The organism is Agromyces indicus (genome assembly GCF_031432295.1).
In the GTDB taxonomy this organism is placed as follows: domain Bacteria; phylum Actinomycetota; class Actinomycetes; order Actinomycetales; family Microbacteriaceae; genus Agromyces; species Agromyces indicus.
Map to the genome: position 1 here is coordinate 161,549 of NZ_JAVKGS010000004.1, position 14,883 is coordinate 176,431.

The window sequence follows — 14,883 nt, forward strand, 5'->3', positions numbered from 1 at the left end:
GCCCGGACCGATCAGGACGTGACGACCTGCGGAGTGCCGACGGGCGCGTCTGCGCCCATCTCGTCGGCGATGCGGTTCGCCTCGGCGATGAGGGTCTGGACGATCTCGGATTCGGGGACGGTCTTGATGACCTCGCCCTTGACGAAGATCTGGCCCTTGCCGTTGCCGGACGCCACGCCGAGGTCGGCTTCGCGGGCCTCGCCCGGGCCGTTGACGACGCAGCCCATGACCGCGACGCGGAGGGGCACGCTCATGCCCTCGAGGCCGTCGGTCACGTCGTTCGCGAGCTTGTAGACGTCGACCTGGGCGCGGCCGCACGACGGGCACGACACGATCTCGAGCTTGCGCTCGCGGAGGTTCAGGGACTGCAGGATCTGCAGGCCGACCTTGACCTCCTCGACGGGCGGGGCCGACAGGGACACGCGGATGGTGTCGCCGATTCCCTCGCCGAGCAGGATCCCGAACGCGGTCGCCGACTTGATGGTGCCCTGGAACGCCGGGCCGGCCTCGGTCACGCCGAGGTGCAGCGGCCAGTCGCCCCGCTCCGCCAGCATCCGGTACGCCTTCACCATGACGATCGGGTCGTTGTGCTTGACCGAGATCTTGAAGTCGTGGAAGTCGTGCTCCTCGAACAGGCTCGCCTCCCACACGGCCGACTCGACGAGCGCCTCGGCGGTCGCCTTGCCGTACTTCTGCAGCAGGCGCGGGTCGAGCGAGCCGGCGTTCACGCCGATGCGGATCGAGACGCCCGCCTCCTTGGCGCGCCGCGCGATCTCGCCGACCTGGTCGTCGAACTTGCGGATGTTGCCCGGGTTCACGCGCACCGCGGCGCAGCCGGCGTCGATCGCGGCGTACACGTAGTTCGGCTGGAAGTGGATGTCGGCGATGACCGGGATCTGGCTCTTCTTCGCGATGATCGGCAGCGCCTCCGCGTCGTCGCGGCTCGGCACGGCGACGCGGACGATGTCGCAGCCGGAGGCGGTGAGCTCGGCGATCTGCTGGAGGGTCGCGTTGATGTTCGGCGTCGGCGTGGTGGTCATCGACTGCACGCTCACGGGTGCGTCACCGCCGACGAGCACCTTGCCCACCTTGATCTGGCGCGACTTGCGTCGGGGGGCCAGGACTTCGGGGACCTTCGGCATTCCGATATTCACAGCAGGCACGGTGCCAGTTTAGGGCGGCCCCGCTGGGCGGCACCTCAATCGAACGGATGCCCCGCGCCCCTGCACCGCTCGGTCATTCCTCCCCGCCGGGCTGCCGTTCGTGTGCCTCCCGGATGCGACGCCCGAGCTCGAGGCCCTCCCGGTCGCGTTCCTCGGCTCGCTCGAGTGCGCTCGTGGAGCGCCGCGGGAGGTGGAGTCGCTCCTCGGCCCGGACGCCCGCCTGGAGCTGCCGGACACGCTCCAGCTCGGCGTTGAACTCCGCCCCGAGCAGCAGCGCGGTGTTGGAGAGCCAGAGCCAGAGCAGGAAGACGACGATTCCCGCGAGCGATCCGTAGGTGCGGTCGTAGTTCGAGAAGTTGGCCACGTAGAGCGCGAAGCCCGCGGAGACGATGACGAGCAGGACGATGGCCAGCAGCGCGCCGAAGCTGATCCAGCGGAAGCGGGGCTGGCGCACGTTGGGGGTGGCGTAGTAGAGCAGGCCGACGGCGAGGATCACCACGACCGCGAGGAGCGGCCACTTCGCGACATCCCAGGCATCCCTCACGGCCTCGCCGAGACCGAGTGCCGAGCCGAGCGCATCGGTCACGGGCCCGGACACGACGAGGATCACTGCGACGATCGCAACGAGCACGACCGCAGCGACCGTGCTGGAACGGACGAAGCTTCCAGAACGGCCGCCCCTCCTCCACCTCGAAGATGCGATTCATGGCCCGACTGAAGGCGGCGACGTATCCCGACGCGGACCAGAGAGCGATCACCAGGCCGGTGATGAAGCCGAGGCCGGCCGCCGGTGAGCCCGCGAACTCCCTCAGGGGTTCGGAGACGGCCTCGAGCGCCGGGCCGGGAGCGAGCTCCTCGGCGAGGTCGAGCAGTTCGCCGATGGCGCGTCCGTCCTGTCCGACCAGCGCCAGCAGGGAGGTCACCGCCAGGAGACCGGGGAAGAGCGCAAGGACGCCCCAGTACGTCAGGGCCGCCGCCGTGTCGATGCACTCGTCGTCGATGAACTCCCTGGCCGTCCGCCGCACGACGTACCTCCACGATCGTGGCGTGATCTCGGCGAGGTTGCTCGGCTTGCGCGGGTCCTTCGGGTCCAGCCGATCGGTCCGGTCCATGGTGCCCTCCTCGACAGCGCCCCCCGTGCAGCCATCCTCGCGCACGCCGCGCCGGTGAAGGCCTAGTCGGGGGCGGCGTCCTGCTCGCGCCTCCGCTGCCCATCAGCTGCTTCCCTGATGCGGCGGCCGATCCGCGCGTCCTCCTTGCGCTTCTCCTCCGCCTTGTCCATCTTCCGGGTGTCCCGCGGCGGGAGCTGGATCCGCTCCTCGGCGGGGATCCCCGCCTGCAGTTCGCGGCCGCGCTCGAGCTCGGCGTCGAACTCCGCGCCGAACAGGAGGGCGTTGTTCGCGATCCAGAGCCACAGCAGGAACACGATGGCGCCAGCGAGCGACCCGTAGGTGCGGTCGTAGTTCGAGAAGTTGGCGACGTAGAGCGCGAAGCCCGCGGACGCGATGACCAGCACGATGATCGCCAGCAGCGCGCCGAGGCTGATCCAGCGGAACTTCGGCTGCCTCGCGTTGGGGGTCGCGTGGTAGAGCAGCGCGATGATGACGACCACGATGACCGCGAGCAGCGGCCACTTCGCGATCTCCCAGACGATCCGGACGGACTCGCCGAGCCCGAGCGCCGACCCGATGGCCTCGGTCACCGGTCCGGAGACGACGAGGATCACGGCGACCACGGCCACCAGCACGACCGCCGCGACGGTCACGCCGAGCTGGATGGGGCGGAGCTTCCAGAACGGCCGCCCCTCCTCGATCTCGTAGATGCGGTTCATCGCGCGGCCGAACGCGCCCACGTAGCCGGACGCGGACCACAGCGCGATCACGAGACCCGTGACGAAGCCGAGTCCGGCCGCCGGCGAGTCGGCGAAGTTCCGCAGCGGTTCGCTGAGCACCTGGAGCACCTCGGGGGGCGCGACGCCCTCGAGCACCCGCAGCAGCTCGTCGATCGCGCTGCCGCCCTGGCCGACGAGCGCGAGCAGCGACGTGAGCGCCAGCAGCCCCGGGAACAGCGCGAGCACGCCGTAGTACGTGAGCGCGGCGGCGCTGTCCTGGCACTGGTCGTCGACGAACTCCCGGAACGTCTTCCGGATCACGTACTTCCACGACCGCTTCGAGACCTCGGGCGGGGAGTCGGGCTTCCGGGCGTCCTCGGGGTCGGGAGCGATGCGATCGTCGTGGACGGCGTGTGCGTCGGTCATCCCGCCATCGTGCGCACCGCACCTCGGCGCCCGCGAGGGACTGGCGGACACGGCACGGGGCATCTATCCTGCGCGCGGACGGCCCCGCCGATTCACTCGCACACGTCGGTGTAGACGGGCGCGCGGACGACGACGACCGCGGAGCCGCCGTCGACCTCGACGCCCTGCGTGCCCACCGTCTCGGCCATCGCCGAGTTGCAGGCCGACCTCTCGAGGCCGGCCGGGACGGGATCGCCGACCCGGATGCCGTCGATCGCGAGGAGGTCGATTCCGCCCGCCGACGCGGACTCGAGCCGGACTCCCCAGGTCGGCGCATCGGGGACGTCGGCCACCATGCCGGCGGGGAACTCCTCGATGGCCAGGCCGTCCCAGCGGTGCAGCGTGCCCGTGCCCTCGGTGTACCGGGACTCGTAGGTCTCGACGACGGGGTCCCCCAGCAGCTCGGTGAGCCGGGCGAGCGCGGCGTCGACCGGGTCGGCGTAGGCATCCCGCGTGTCACGGACCGGTGCGCCGGAGGCGTCGAGGTACTCGACCGCGTCCGCGCGGACGAGGATGGCGGCGACCTCGCCGCCGGCGGCGTCGGGCGTCGGCGTCGTCTCGGTGACCGGCGTCTCGGCCGGCGTCGGCGTCGGCGTGGTGGTGGGGGCGGTTGCGGGCTCGGCCGTGCACCCGACGAGCGCGAGGCCCGCGATCAGCACGAGGGTGGCCGCAGCGGTGCGGCGCGCGGGTCGGGTCAACGGAGCTCCGGTTCGGAAGGGCGGTGGGGAACCGTCGATGCCAGCATGGCAGCGGGGGTGCGCCGGCCGGCGCACCCCCGCGTCACGGATCGGTATCGCTTCCCCGCTTCACGCGAGCGCGGCCACCGCGGACGTGTCGAGCGGCGGCTGGGTCTTCTCCACGACCTCGTCGACGGTCACGCCGGGCGCGAGCTCGACGAGCTTGAGCCCGTCGGGCGTGACGTCGATCACGGCGAGGTCGGTGATGATGCGGTCGACGACGCCCCTGCCGGTGAGCGGCAGCGAGCAGGAGTCGACGATCTTCGGCGAGCCGTCCTTCGCGACGTGCTCCATGAGGACGATGCGGCGTCGTGCACCGTGCACGAGGTCCATCGCGCCGCCCGGGCCCTTGACCATCTTCCCCGGGATCATCCAGTTGGCGAGGTCGCCGTCCTTCGACACCTGCATCGCGCCGAGGATCGCCGCGTCGACCTTGCCGCCGCGGATCATGCCGAAGCTCGTGGCCGAGTCGAAGTAGGCCGCGCCGGGCAGCACGGTGACGGTCTCCTTGCCGGCGTTGATCAGGTCGGGGTCGACCTGGTCCTCGGTCGGGTACGGACCGACGCCGAGGATGCCGTTCTCGGACTGGAGCACCACGGTGACGCCGTCGGGCACATAGTTCGGCACGAGCGTGGGCAGGCCGATGCCGAGGTTGACGTACGAGCCGTCGCCGAGCTCCTTCGCCGCGCGCGCGGCCATCTCGAGGCGGGTGAGCGCCATGGTCAGTTCCCCTCTCGCACGGTGCGGCGTTCGATGCGCTTCTCGATGTCGGCGCCGACCTCGACGACGCGGTCGACGAAGATGCCCGGCAGGTGCACGGCGTCGGGGTCGATCTCGCCGGGCTCGACGAGCTCCTCGACCTGCGCGATGCAGATCCGGCCGGCCATCGCGGCCAGCGGCGAGAAGTTCCGCGCCGACTTGTCGAACATGAGGTTGCCGTGCCGGTCGCCCTTCAGCGCGTGCACGAGCGCGAAGTCGGTGGTGATGGCTTCCTCGAGCACGAACTCGTGCTCCTCGCCGCGCACCGTGAACGTCTGCACGGGCTTCGGCTTCGACGCGACCGCGATCGAACCGTCGGCCCCGTACTTCTGCGGGAGGCCGCCCTCGGCGACCTGCGTGCCGACGCCGGTCTGCGTGTAGAACGCGGCGATGCCCGCGCCGCCCGCGCGGAGCTTCTCGGCGAGCGTGCCCTGCGGGGTGAGTTCGAGCTCGAGTTCGCCCGAGAGGTACTGCCGCTCGAACTCCTTGTTCTCGCCGACGTACGACGAGGTCATCTTCCGGATGAGTCCGGCGCCGAGGAGCACGCCGAGACCCCAGTCGTCGACGCCGCAGTTGTTCGAGACGACCGACAGGTCGCCGACCTTCCGCTCGAGGAGGGCCTGGATCAGCACCATGGGGATGCCGCAGAGCCCGAACCCGCCGACGGCGAGCGACGCGCCGTGCGGGATGTCGGCGACGGCCTCCTCGGCCGATCCGACGGTCTTGTCCAGTGTCATCGTGTGACCTCCTTGTCAGCGATTCGCGACCGCGGGGCGCCGGCATCCGTTCTGCGAACGCCGCGACCCGATCGCGAGGGTACAGGGCCGCGGGCCGGTCGGGCAGCCGCCGCGGCTCACCGGGCGCTCCAGCCGCCGTCCATCGTGTAGCTGGCGCCCGTGACCATGCGGGCGTCGTCGCTCGCGAGCCAGCGCACGAGGCTCGCCACCTCGCCGGGCTCGACGAGCTGCTTGATCGCCGATTCGGTGAGCATGACCCGCTCGACGACGTCCTCCTCGGGGATGCCGTGCACCGCCGCCTGGTCGGCGATCTGCCGCTCGACGAGCGGGGTGCGCACGTACCCCGGGTTCACGCAGTTGGAGGTCACGCCGTGGCGTCCCGCCTCGAGCGCGGTCGCCTTCGACAGGCCCTCGAGGCCGTGCTTGGCCGACACGTATGCGGACTTGTACGGCGACGCGCGGAGCCCGTGGACGCTCGAGACGTTGACGATCCGCCCGAATCCCCGCTCGTACATGGCCGGCAGCGCGGCGCGGATGAGCAGGAACGGCGCCTCGAGCATGACCCGCAGGAGCAGCGAGAACCGCTCCGGCTCGAACTGCTCGATGGGACGCACGTGCTGCAGCCCCGCGTTGTTCACGAGGATGTCGACGTCGAGGGAGAGGTTCGCGAGCGCGGCGGTGTCGCCGAGGTCGACGGTCCAGGCCTCGCCGCCGAGCCGCGCGGCGACGGCCGCCGCGGCGTCGCCGTCGAGGTCGGCGATGATGACGTGGGCGCCGGCGTCGGCGAGGGTCTCGGCGCATGCGAGCCCGATGCCGCTGGCCCCGCCCGTCACGATCGCGCGCCGTCCGGTCAGTGAGGTCATGCATCTTCCGTTCCTCGGGGCAACCGCCGCGGCAGCCGCCGCTCCAGTGCGACTTCCGCCACCGTACCGATGTGCGTGCACGCAGAGTCAAGGCGGAGATTCGCAGTGCGGATGTGCAGTCCTGTGCATCGCCGATCGGGGGCGTCGGCGGCCGCACGGCGGCGGCGGCGACCCTCCGCGGGCATAGACTCGAGGCATCCCGAGACGAAGGAGTCCACCCGACATGAGCTTCCCCGACGTCGTCATCGTCGCCGGCGCCCGCACCCCGTTCGGCCGCATCGCCGGCAACCTCGGCACCCGCACCGCCGTCGAACTCGGCACCGTCGCCATCCGCGGCGCCCTCGAGAAGGCCGGCGTCTCCCCCGACGACGTCGATGCCGTCATCATGGGCCAGGTGCTCCAGGCAGGAGCCGGGCAGAACCCCGCGAAGCAGTCGGCCGTCGCCGCGGGCATCCCGTGGCGCGTGCCCGCGATGACCATCAACAAGGTCTGCCTCTCCGGTCTCGTCGCGGTGACGGATGCCGCGCGCATGATCCGCCTCGGCGAAGCCGACGTCGTCGTCGCCGGCGGCCAGGAGTCGATGACCAACGCGCCCCACGTGCTGCCCGGCTCCCGGAAGGGCCACCTCTACGGGTCGATCGAACTGCTCGACACCACCGCGCACGACGGGCTGACCGATGCCTTCGACCACGAGTCGATGGGCTCCTCGACCGAGCGCTACAACGAACGCTACGGCCTCGGCCGCGCCGAGCAGGACGAGATCGCCGCGGCCTCGCACGTGCGCGCGGGCCGGGCCCAGGCCGACGGCCTCTTCGACGACGAGATCGTGCCCGTCGAGATCCCGCAGCGCAAGGGCGACCCGGTGATCGTCACGACCGACGAGGGCGTCCGCCCCGACTCCACGCCCGAGACGCTCGCGAGACTCCGCCCGGCGTTCGCCGAGGGCGGCGCCATCACCGCCGGCAACTCCTCGCCCATCTCCGACGGCGCCGCGGCCGTGGTCGTCGCGAGCCGCGTGTGGGCCGAGGAGCGCGGCCTGCCCTGGCTCGCCGTCGTGGGGGCCTCCGGGCAGGTCGCCGGTCCCGACAACTCCCTGCACTCGCAGCCGTCGAACGCGATCGCCGCCGCGCTCGACCGTGCCGGATGGTCGGCCGCCGACCTCGACCTCGTCGAGATCAACGAGGCGTTCGCCGCGGTGTCGCTGCAGTCGATGAAGGACCTCTCGCTCGACCACGAGAAGGTCAACGTGCACGGCGGCGCGATCGCCCTGGGCCACCCCATCGGCGCGTCCGGGGCCCGCCTCGCGCTCCACGCGGCGCTCGAACTGGCCCGCCGCGGCGACGGCCGGGCCGCCGTGGCGCTCTGCGGAGGCGGCGGCCAGGGCGAGGCGCTGCTGCTGTCCCGCTAGGTCCGTTCCGACCGGGTGACGCGTCCGCGTCGTCGCTGAGGCATGATGTCAGCACGACGCGGGCGCGCGCCCGCCCCGAGAGGGGTCGTATGAGCGAGACCACCACCGACGACGCCGGGCACGCGGCATCCGTGCCGGCACGTCTCGACCACCGCATCCGTCGGATGACCGGGCGGGACCCGGACGAGCCGCACCGCTCGGCCACGCCGCTCGAGCTGTTCTTCGACCTCGTCTTCGTCGTGGCGTTCGCGCAGGCCGGAACCGAGACCGCCCACCTCCTCGAGCTCGGCCACGTCGTGCCCGCCGTGTTCGGGTTCGTGTTCGCGGTGTTCGCGATCTCGTGGGCATGGATCAACTACGCGTGGCTCGCCTCGGCGTACGACAACGACGACGTCTTCTTCCGCGTCGCCACGATGGTCGTGATGATCGGCGTGATCCTGCTCGCGCTCGGCATTCCCGCCACCTTCGACTCGATCGACGCGGGCGGCGAACTCGAGAACACGGTGGTCGTCATCGGCTACGTGATCATGCGCGTGGCCGTGCTCGCGCTCTGGCTCCGGGCGGCCCGCCACGACCCGGCGCATCGGCGCACCGCGATCCGGTACGCGGTGCTCATCGCGTTTGCGCAGGCGGGCTGGATCGCACTGCTCATCGTCGACCCGCCGCTCGAGGGCGCCGTCGTCGCCTGGGTCCTGCTCGTCGCGTTCGAGATGGCCGGGCCGATCATCGCCGAGCACGCCGGCAGCGGCACCCCGTGGCACGCGCACCACATCGCCGAGCGGTACGGCCTGCTCGTGATCATCACGCTCGGCGAGGTCGTCCTCGGCACCATCCTCACCATCAGCGCCGTGGTGGAGGCGCAGGGATGGGACCTGGAGGCAGTGCTCGTCACCGTGGGCGGCACGATGCTCGCCTTCGGCCTGTGGTGGGTGTACTTCATCATGCCGTCGGGCAGCGTGCTCGCACGCCACCGGGAACGTGGCTTCGTCTGGGGATACGGGCACATCGTGATCTTCGCCTCGATCGCGGCCACCGGGGCCGGGCTCCACGTCGCCGCCTACGTCATCGAGGGCGTGGCGCACATCGACGACACCGCCGCGCTGCTCACGGTCGTCGTCCCGGTGGCCGTGTTCTCGGTCGCCCTCTTCACGCTCTACAGCCTGCTGCTCCGGGAGTTCGACCCTTTCCACATCGGCCTGTTCGTCGCGAGCCTCGCGCCCCTCGCCGGCGCGGTCTGGGCCGTCGCCGCGGGGGCGAGCATGGGAACGGGCATCGTGCTCGCGGCGCTCTCGCCGGTGGTCGTCATCGTCGGCTACGAGACGGTCGGGCACCGCCACCAGGCGGACGCCCTCCGACGTTCACTGGCCTGATCAGAGCACGCTGATGGGCTTGACGATGTCGGCGTAGATGAGCAGCGCGCTCATGCCGCCGAGCACGATCACCACCGCGAAAGTCAGCGGCATGAGGCGTGCGAGGTCGACGGGACCCGGATCGGGTCGCCGGCGCAGCTTGGCCCATCCGCGGCGGATCGCCTCCCACAGCGCGCCCGCGATGTGCCCGCCGTCGAGCGGCAGCAGCGGGATCAGGTTGAACACGAACAGCGCCACGTTGAGCGAGGCGAGCAGGCCCACGAGGAAGGCCGCGCGCGAGGCCACGGGCACCTCGTCGAGGCTCGCGACCTCGCCGGCGACGCGGCCCACCCCGACGACGCTGATCGGGCCGTTCGCGTCGCGCTCCTCGGGTCCGAACGCGGCCTCGGCGACGTCGACCATGCGCTGGGGCAGGTTCAGGATGATGTTCGCCACGCCCGTGATGTTCTCGCCGACCGTGGGCAGGACCGCCGTCGCGGGTTGCCGCACCGTCTCCGACGCCGGCCCGATGCCGATGAACCCGACCTCGACCGTGACCGGCTCCCCCGCGTCATCCGTCACGACCTGACCGCGCTCGTCGGTGACGTACCGTTCGCTGAGCAGCGGCGTGACCTCGAGGGTCACCTCCTCGCCGTCGCGCAGCACGACCACGTCGATGGGCTGACCGGGGTGGTCGCGGATGATCGCGGTCGACTCCGTCCACGAGGCGATGGCGGTGCCGTCGACCGAGAGGAGCTCGTCGCCCGGCTGCAGGCCGGCCTCGGCGCCGGGCGCCTCGGGATCGCCGGGCTCGCAGGTCTGCCGCTCGCTCGTGGCCGGAAGCGCGCACTCGGAGACCGAGCCGATGGTCGTGGACGGCTGCGCGACGCCGAACCCCATGAGCAGGATCGCGAACAGCACGATCGCGAGTAGGAGGTTCATCAGCGGGCCGCCGAACATCACGATGATGCGCTTCCACACCGGCAGCAGGTAGAACGCGCGGTGCTCGTCGCCCGGGGTGATCGACTCGGCGCTCGAGGCGCGCGCATCCTGCACCATGCCGCGGAGGAAGCTCGTGCTCCCCTCGCCGGCCTGCTCGCCCTTGCCCGGCGGGAACATGCCGATCATCGCGATGTAGCCGCCGAGCGGGATCGCCTTGATGCCGTACTCGGTCTCGCCGCGCCGCTTCGACCAGATCGTCGGGCCGAAGCCGATCATGTACTGCGTCACCTTGACGCCGAAGAGCTTCGCGGGCACGAGGTGCCCGATCTCGTGCAGGCCGATGGAGACGGCGAGGCCGACGACGATGATCAGGACGCCGACGACGAAGGCGAGCACGGTTTCCACCCCGTCATCGTAGGGCCGGCGGCTCGGTGCGCGCTGTCCGTGCGCTGTGAGCGGATGCCTCGGGCGGGCACCGGTCGCGTGGCCGCGCCGACGACCCGCGACGGGACGCGATCAGCGCCGCGCGATGCGCAGGTCGGCCTGGCGTCGCGCCGTGCGCTCGGCCTCGGCGAGCGAGTCGACGCTGAGCTCGCCCGAGGACGCCTCGTGCGACTCGACCACGTCGCGGACGGTGTCGACGATGTCGGTGAAGCCGATGCGCCCGTCGTGGAACGCCGCGACGGCCTGCTCGTTGGCGGCGTTGAAGACCGCCGGGTACTCGCCTCCCGCCCGGCCCACCTGCTTGGCGAGCCGCACGGCCGGGAACGCTGCCTCGTCGAGCGGTTCGAAGGTCCACTGCTGCGCCGTGGTCCAGTCGAGCGGTCGCCCGGCGGCCGCGACGCGGTGCGGCCAGTCGAGGCCGAGGGAGATGGGCAGCCGCATGTCGGGCGGCGAGGCCTGCGCGATCGTCGAGCCGTCGACGAACTCGACCATCGAGTGCACGATCGACTGCGGGTGCACGACCACGTCGATGCGGTCGTAGTCGACGTCGAAGAGCAGGTGCGCCTCGATGACCTCGAGGCCCTTGTTCACGAGCGTGGCCGAGTTGGTCGTCACGACGAGCCCCATGTCCCACGTCGGATGCGCGAGCGCGTCGGCGGGCGTGACGTCGCCGAGCTCGTCCCGCGTCCTTCCGCGGAAGGGGCCGCCCGACGCCGTGAGCACGAGCCGGCGCACCTCGTGGTCGGTGCCCGAGCGCAGCGCCTGCGCGATGGCGGAGTGCTCCGAGTCCACGGGCACGATCTGCCCGGGCGCGGCGAGCCGCGTCACCAGGTCGCCGCCGACGATGAGCGACTCCTTGTTCGCCAGGGCGAGCGTCATGCCGCGCTCGAGGGTCGCGATCGTGGGGCCGAGGCCCACCGATCCGGTGATGCCGTTCAGCACGACGTCGGCGTCGACGCTGCGCACGAGCTGCACGGCCTCCTCGACGCCGACCGCGGTGTGCTCCACGCCGAACTCCTCGGCCTGGCGCTCGAGCTCGGCGCGGTTGGAGCCGACGGCGAGCCCCACCACGTCGAAGCGGTTGGGGTTCGCGCGGATGACGTCGAGCGCCTGCGTGCCGATGGAACCCGTGGACCCGAGGATGATGACGCTGCGCACGCGACCACTCTAGGCCGGGGGTGCGCTCAGTCGCGTGGCAGCACGGCGACGGATGCCGCGACCCGTCCCGGCACGGCGACGTCGTGCAACCGCACCCGATCCCAGCGCGACCCGAACTCCGGCAGGGTGCGCGTGATCCGTCCGATCCCGTCGTCGTGCACCGGGTCGGAGACCGCGAGGAGCGCCGGTTCGATGACGCCCACGTGGCCGACCGCCCGGAGCAGCGCCGACTTCCGCGCCCACAGCTGCGCGCGGACGAGCGGGCGCGCCACGGGATCGAGGTCGGCGAGGCGCTCGCGTTCCTCCGGGTGCAGCGCGGCCTCGTCCACGAGCGGCGCCGATGCGATGGTCGCCGGTTCGAGGCCCACCCCGAGCGGATGCCGCGTGCCGACGGCCGCGACCACGACGATGCCGGCGATCCCGGCATCGGCGTACCAGCGCCCGCCGGCCGCGGTCGTCGGGTAGACCACCGTCGGGCTGCCGTGCCGTGCGCCGCACTCCGCGCAACCGTGGTCGAGTTCGATGTCGTCCGCGGGCACGTCGGCAGAGTCGGCCAGGTGGGCACGGAGCACGGCCTCGACGGCGGGAGGCCGTCGGCCGCCGACGACGACCACGGCGCTGGCGCCCGTGTCGCCCAGTGCGACGACGTCGTGCTCGGTGAGGTCCATGCGCCAATGATGGCGCACCTGCGGCATGCGTCCGAGCCCGCGGGATATTCCGCTGCGCGCATGGGCGGTGGCGTACCGTCGGACCGTGAGTGAGATCGAGGCCGACGCCGTTCCCGCCCCGCGGTCGAAGCCGGGCCCCGTCTACGGCATCGTCCGAGGCGTCCTCCGCCCGCTCGTCCGCCTCATCTACCGGCCGCGCATCACGGGCGCCGAGCTCGTGCCGAAGTCCGGACCCGTCATCCTCGCCTCCAACCACCTGTCCTTCGTCGACAGCGTGGTGATCCCGCTCGCCGCGCCCCGCCCCGTGCAGTTCCTCGCCAAGTCGCACTACTTCACCGGCACGGGCGTGAAGGGCTGGCTGTCGCGCACCTTCTTCACGGCGATCGGCGCCGTGAGCGTCGAGCGCGGCGCGGGCGCGCAGGCGCAGGCGGCGCTCGACCAGGGGCGGCGGATCCTCGAGTCCGGCAGCGCGTTCGCGCTGTACCCGGAGGGCACGCGCTCGCTCGACGGGCGCCTCTACCGCGGCCGCACGGGCGTGGCCTGGCTGGCCCTGACCACCGGCGCCCTCGTGGTCCCGGTGGGACTCGTCGGCACGCAGGAGATCCAGCCCGTGGGTTCCCGGATGCCGCGCGTCCGGCCGGTGCAGGTGCACTTCGGCGCGCCGATCGACGTCAGCCGCCACGGCGCGGCGACCTCGGGTCGCGCACGCCGCGCCGCGACGGACGAGATCATGGCCGCCATCCACGCCCTGACCGGACAGGAACTCGCCGAGGCCTACAACGAGGCCCCGCCGCAGGGCACGCTCGCGCGCCTCGCCGACCGCGTCGCGCCGCGCGAGCGGGTCTGATCCCGCGTTCAGCCTTCGGGAAGCGCCCTTCGCTAGGGTCGTGCCGATGAGGACGAGGGTGCGCACGTGGATCGCCGCGATCGCGGCATCCGTCGCCCTCGTGCTCGCCGGGTGCGCGCCGCAGCCCGGATTCGACCGCGGCGACGAGCCGTCCGAGCGCCGCATCCCCTCGACCGACGCGTTCGACCCGGGCTTCATCGTGAGCGACGACGCGTTCTTCGACGGCCGGGCGATGGACGAGGGCGAGGTCCAGGAGTTCCTCGAGGCCCGCGACTGCCGCCCCGTCGACGACGTGCCGTGCCTGGCCGACCACGTCGAACCGGTCCCACCGGTGCCGGCCGTCGGGCCGCGCCATTGCGATGCCGTCGAGGGCGGCGACGCGGTGCCCGCGAGCCGGATCATCGCCGCGGTCGCGGAGGCCTGCGGCGTGAGCCCGCGCGTGCTGCTCGTGCTCCTGCAGAAGGAGCAGTCGCTGCTCACCCGTCCGAGCGCGTTCGGCTACGAGCGTGCGACCGGCTACGCGTGCCCCGACGACGCCGACTGCGATGCCCGCTACTTCGGCTTCTTCAACCAGGTCTACCGTGCGGGCTGGCAGTTCCGGCAGTACACCGCCGAGCCCGACCGGCAGTACCGGGTGGGTTCGGTCGAGGTCGGCTACCACCCGGATGCCGCGTGCGGGTCGAGCACCGTCCGCATCCGCAACCAGGCCACCGCGAACCTCTACAACTACACGCCGTACCAGCCGAACGAGGCGGTGCTCGCGGACCCGTCGGACGGCGACGACTGCTCGGCGTACGGGAACCTCAACTTCTGGCGGCTCTGGCACCGCTGGTTCGGCGACCCGCAGGCCGAGCGGCTCCCGGCGTACTTCCCGCCCTGCTCGCGGCTGGTCGGCGGCTACACCTGCCCGCCGGCGGTGCCCCCGGTGCCGGACGCCGATCCGCGCGCGGCGGGCTGACCCGGCGGGTCAGTCGTCGACCCCGCGCACGACGGCGACGGGCTCGTGGCGGACCGGGAAGTTCACCGACGCGGCGATGAAGCACTTCTCGGATGCCTCGTGGTGCAGCGCGTCGGCGAGCTCGCGCATGGATGGATCCGCCACCGTGACGCGGGGGCGCAGCACGGCCTCGACGAGGCGCCCGCCGCCCCGGCCGTCCTCCTGCATCGTCGCGGTCGCGGCATCCGAGTACCCGACGACGACCACGCCGTGATTGGTCGCGACGTGGAGGTAGGAGAGCATGTGGCATTCGCTGAGCGCCGCGAGCACGAGCTCCTCGGGGTTCCAGCGGTCGCGGTCGCCGTGGAAGGCCCGGTCGCTCGATCCGGCGATCTCGTGCAGCTTGCCCTCGGCGCGCACCATGTGCTGCCGCCCGTAGGCGCGATACGACGCCGTGCCCTCGCCTCGGTCGCCCTGCCACTCGAGTTCGACCGCGTACCGGTGCTCGCCGAGCATGGGGCCTCCTCCCGGCAGCGGATGCCGCCTCGTCGTCGATTCTGCACGAGCCCGCCGAC

15 protein-coding genes and 1 pseudogene are annotated in these 14,883 nt (G+C 71.9%); 4 read left to right on the forward strand and 12 right to left on the reverse strand.

The window, feature by feature from the left end; all coding sequences use genetic code 11:
* Positions 1–11 precede the first annotated feature (11 nt).
* From ispG to RH861_RS14090, 8 genes and pseudogenes are all read right to left on the reverse strand, one after another.
* Positions 12–1,142: a flavodoxin-dependent (E)-4-hydroxy-3-methylbut-2-enyl-diphosphate synthase gene (gene ispG / locus RH861_RS14055; RefSeq protein WP_067947042.1), complete on the reverse strand. Its 1,131-nt coding sequence runs from the start codon at positions 1,140–1,142 to the stop codon at positions 12–14.
* 94 nt (positions 1,143–1,236) lie between these two features.
* Positions 1,237–1,794: a YihY/virulence factor BrkB family protein gene (locus RH861_RS14060; protein ID WP_310521509.1), complete on the reverse strand. Its 558-nt coding sequence runs from the start codon at positions 1,792–1,794 to the stop codon at positions 1,237–1,239.
* An 85-nt stretch (positions 1,795–1,879) separates the two neighbouring features.
* Positions 1,880–2,275: pseudogene (locus RH861_RS14065) on the reverse strand (YihY/virulence factor BrkB family protein); the annotation flags it as partial.
* A 62-nt stretch (positions 2,276–2,337) separates the two neighbouring features.
* Positions 2,338–3,420: a YihY/virulence factor BrkB family protein gene (locus tag RH861_RS14070; RefSeq protein ID WP_310521510.1), complete on the reverse strand. Its 1,083-nt coding sequence runs from the start codon at positions 3,418–3,420 to the stop codon at positions 2,338–2,340.
* A gap of 92 nt (positions 3,421–3,512) precedes the next feature.
* On the reverse strand, positions 3,513–4,157 hold the full coding sequence (locus RH861_RS14075) for a hypothetical protein (protein WP_310521511.1): 645 nt from the start codon (positions 4,155–4,157) through the stop codon (positions 3,513–3,515).
* A 108-nt stretch (positions 4,158–4,265) separates the two neighbouring features.
* Positions 4,266–4,916, reverse strand: coding sequence for a CoA transferase subunit B (locus RH861_RS14080; protein WP_197466970.1), 651 nt, complete (start codon positions 4,914–4,916; stop codon positions 4,266–4,268).
* A 2-nt stretch (positions 4,917–4,918) separates the two neighbouring features.
* Positions 4,919–5,692, reverse strand: a complete 774-nt coding sequence (locus RH861_RS14085) for a CoA transferase subunit A (RefSeq protein WP_310521512.1) — start codon at positions 5,690–5,692, stop codon at positions 4,919–4,921.
* 116 nt (positions 5,693–5,808) lie between these two features.
* Positions 5,809–6,555 (reverse strand): 3-hydroxybutyrate dehydrogenase, encoded by a 747-nt coding sequence (locus tag RH861_RS14090; RefSeq protein ID WP_310521513.1) that lies wholly within the window; start codon positions 6,553–6,555, stop codon positions 5,809–5,811.
* Between the two features lie 223 nt (positions 6,556–6,778).
* On the opposite strand from RH861_RS14090, the gene RH861_RS14095 reads away from it, so the two are divergent.
* Both RH861_RS14095 and RH861_RS14100 read left to right on the forward strand, forming a co-directional pair.
* Positions 6,779–7,963: an acetyl-CoA C-acetyltransferase gene (locus tag RH861_RS14095; RefSeq protein WP_310521514.1), complete on the forward strand. Its 1,185-nt coding sequence runs from the start codon at positions 6,779–6,781 to the stop codon at positions 7,961–7,963.
* 89 nt (positions 7,964–8,052) lie between these two features.
* Positions 8,053–9,333: a low temperature requirement protein A gene (locus tag RH861_RS14100; protein ID WP_310521515.1), complete on the forward strand. Its 1,281-nt coding sequence runs from the start codon at positions 8,053–8,055 to the stop codon at positions 9,331–9,333.
* Here RH861_RS14100 and RH861_RS14105 read toward each other — a convergent pair whose 3' ends face one another.
* From RH861_RS14105 to RH861_RS14115, 3 genes are all read right to left on the reverse strand, one after another.
* Complete coding sequence (locus tag RH861_RS14105) at positions 9,334–10,659, reverse strand: M50 family metallopeptidase (protein WP_310521516.1); 1,326 nt, start codon at positions 10,657–10,659, stop codon at positions 9,334–9,336.
* Between the two features lie 111 nt (positions 10,660–10,770).
* Entirely contained in the window at positions 10,771–11,856 is a 1,086-nt protein-coding gene (gene dxr / locus RH861_RS14110) for a 1-deoxy-D-xylulose-5-phosphate reductoisomerase (protein ID WP_310521517.1), read from the reverse strand.
* 26 nt (positions 11,857–11,882) lie between these two features.
* A complete protein-coding gene (locus RH861_RS14115) occupies positions 11,883–12,524 on the reverse strand; it encodes a 4'-phosphopantetheinyl transferase family protein (RefSeq protein WP_310521518.1) in 642 nt (213 codons plus the stop codon).
* 85 nt (positions 12,525–12,609) lie between these two features.
* Here RH861_RS14115 and RH861_RS14120 point away from each other — a divergent pair, with 85 nt between their 5' ends.
* Both RH861_RS14120 and RH861_RS14125 read left to right on the forward strand, forming a co-directional pair.
* Entirely contained in the window at positions 12,610–13,371 is a 762-nt protein-coding gene (locus RH861_RS14120; protein ID WP_374255953.1) for a lysophospholipid acyltransferase family protein, read from the forward strand.
* 46 nt (positions 13,372–13,417) lie between these two features.
* Positions 13,418–14,329: a hypothetical protein gene (locus RH861_RS14125; protein ID WP_310521519.1), complete on the forward strand. Its 912-nt coding sequence runs from the start codon at positions 13,418–13,420 to the stop codon at positions 14,327–14,329.
* Positions 14,330–14,338: 9 nt separating this feature from the next.
* Here the strand turns inward: RH861_RS14125 and RH861_RS14130 are convergent, their stop codons facing one another.
* Positions 14,339–14,824: an OsmC family protein gene (locus RH861_RS14130; RefSeq protein ID WP_310521520.1), complete on the reverse strand. Its 486-nt coding sequence runs from the start codon at positions 14,822–14,824 to the stop codon at positions 14,339–14,341.
* Positions 14,825–14,883 lie beyond the last annotated feature (59 nt).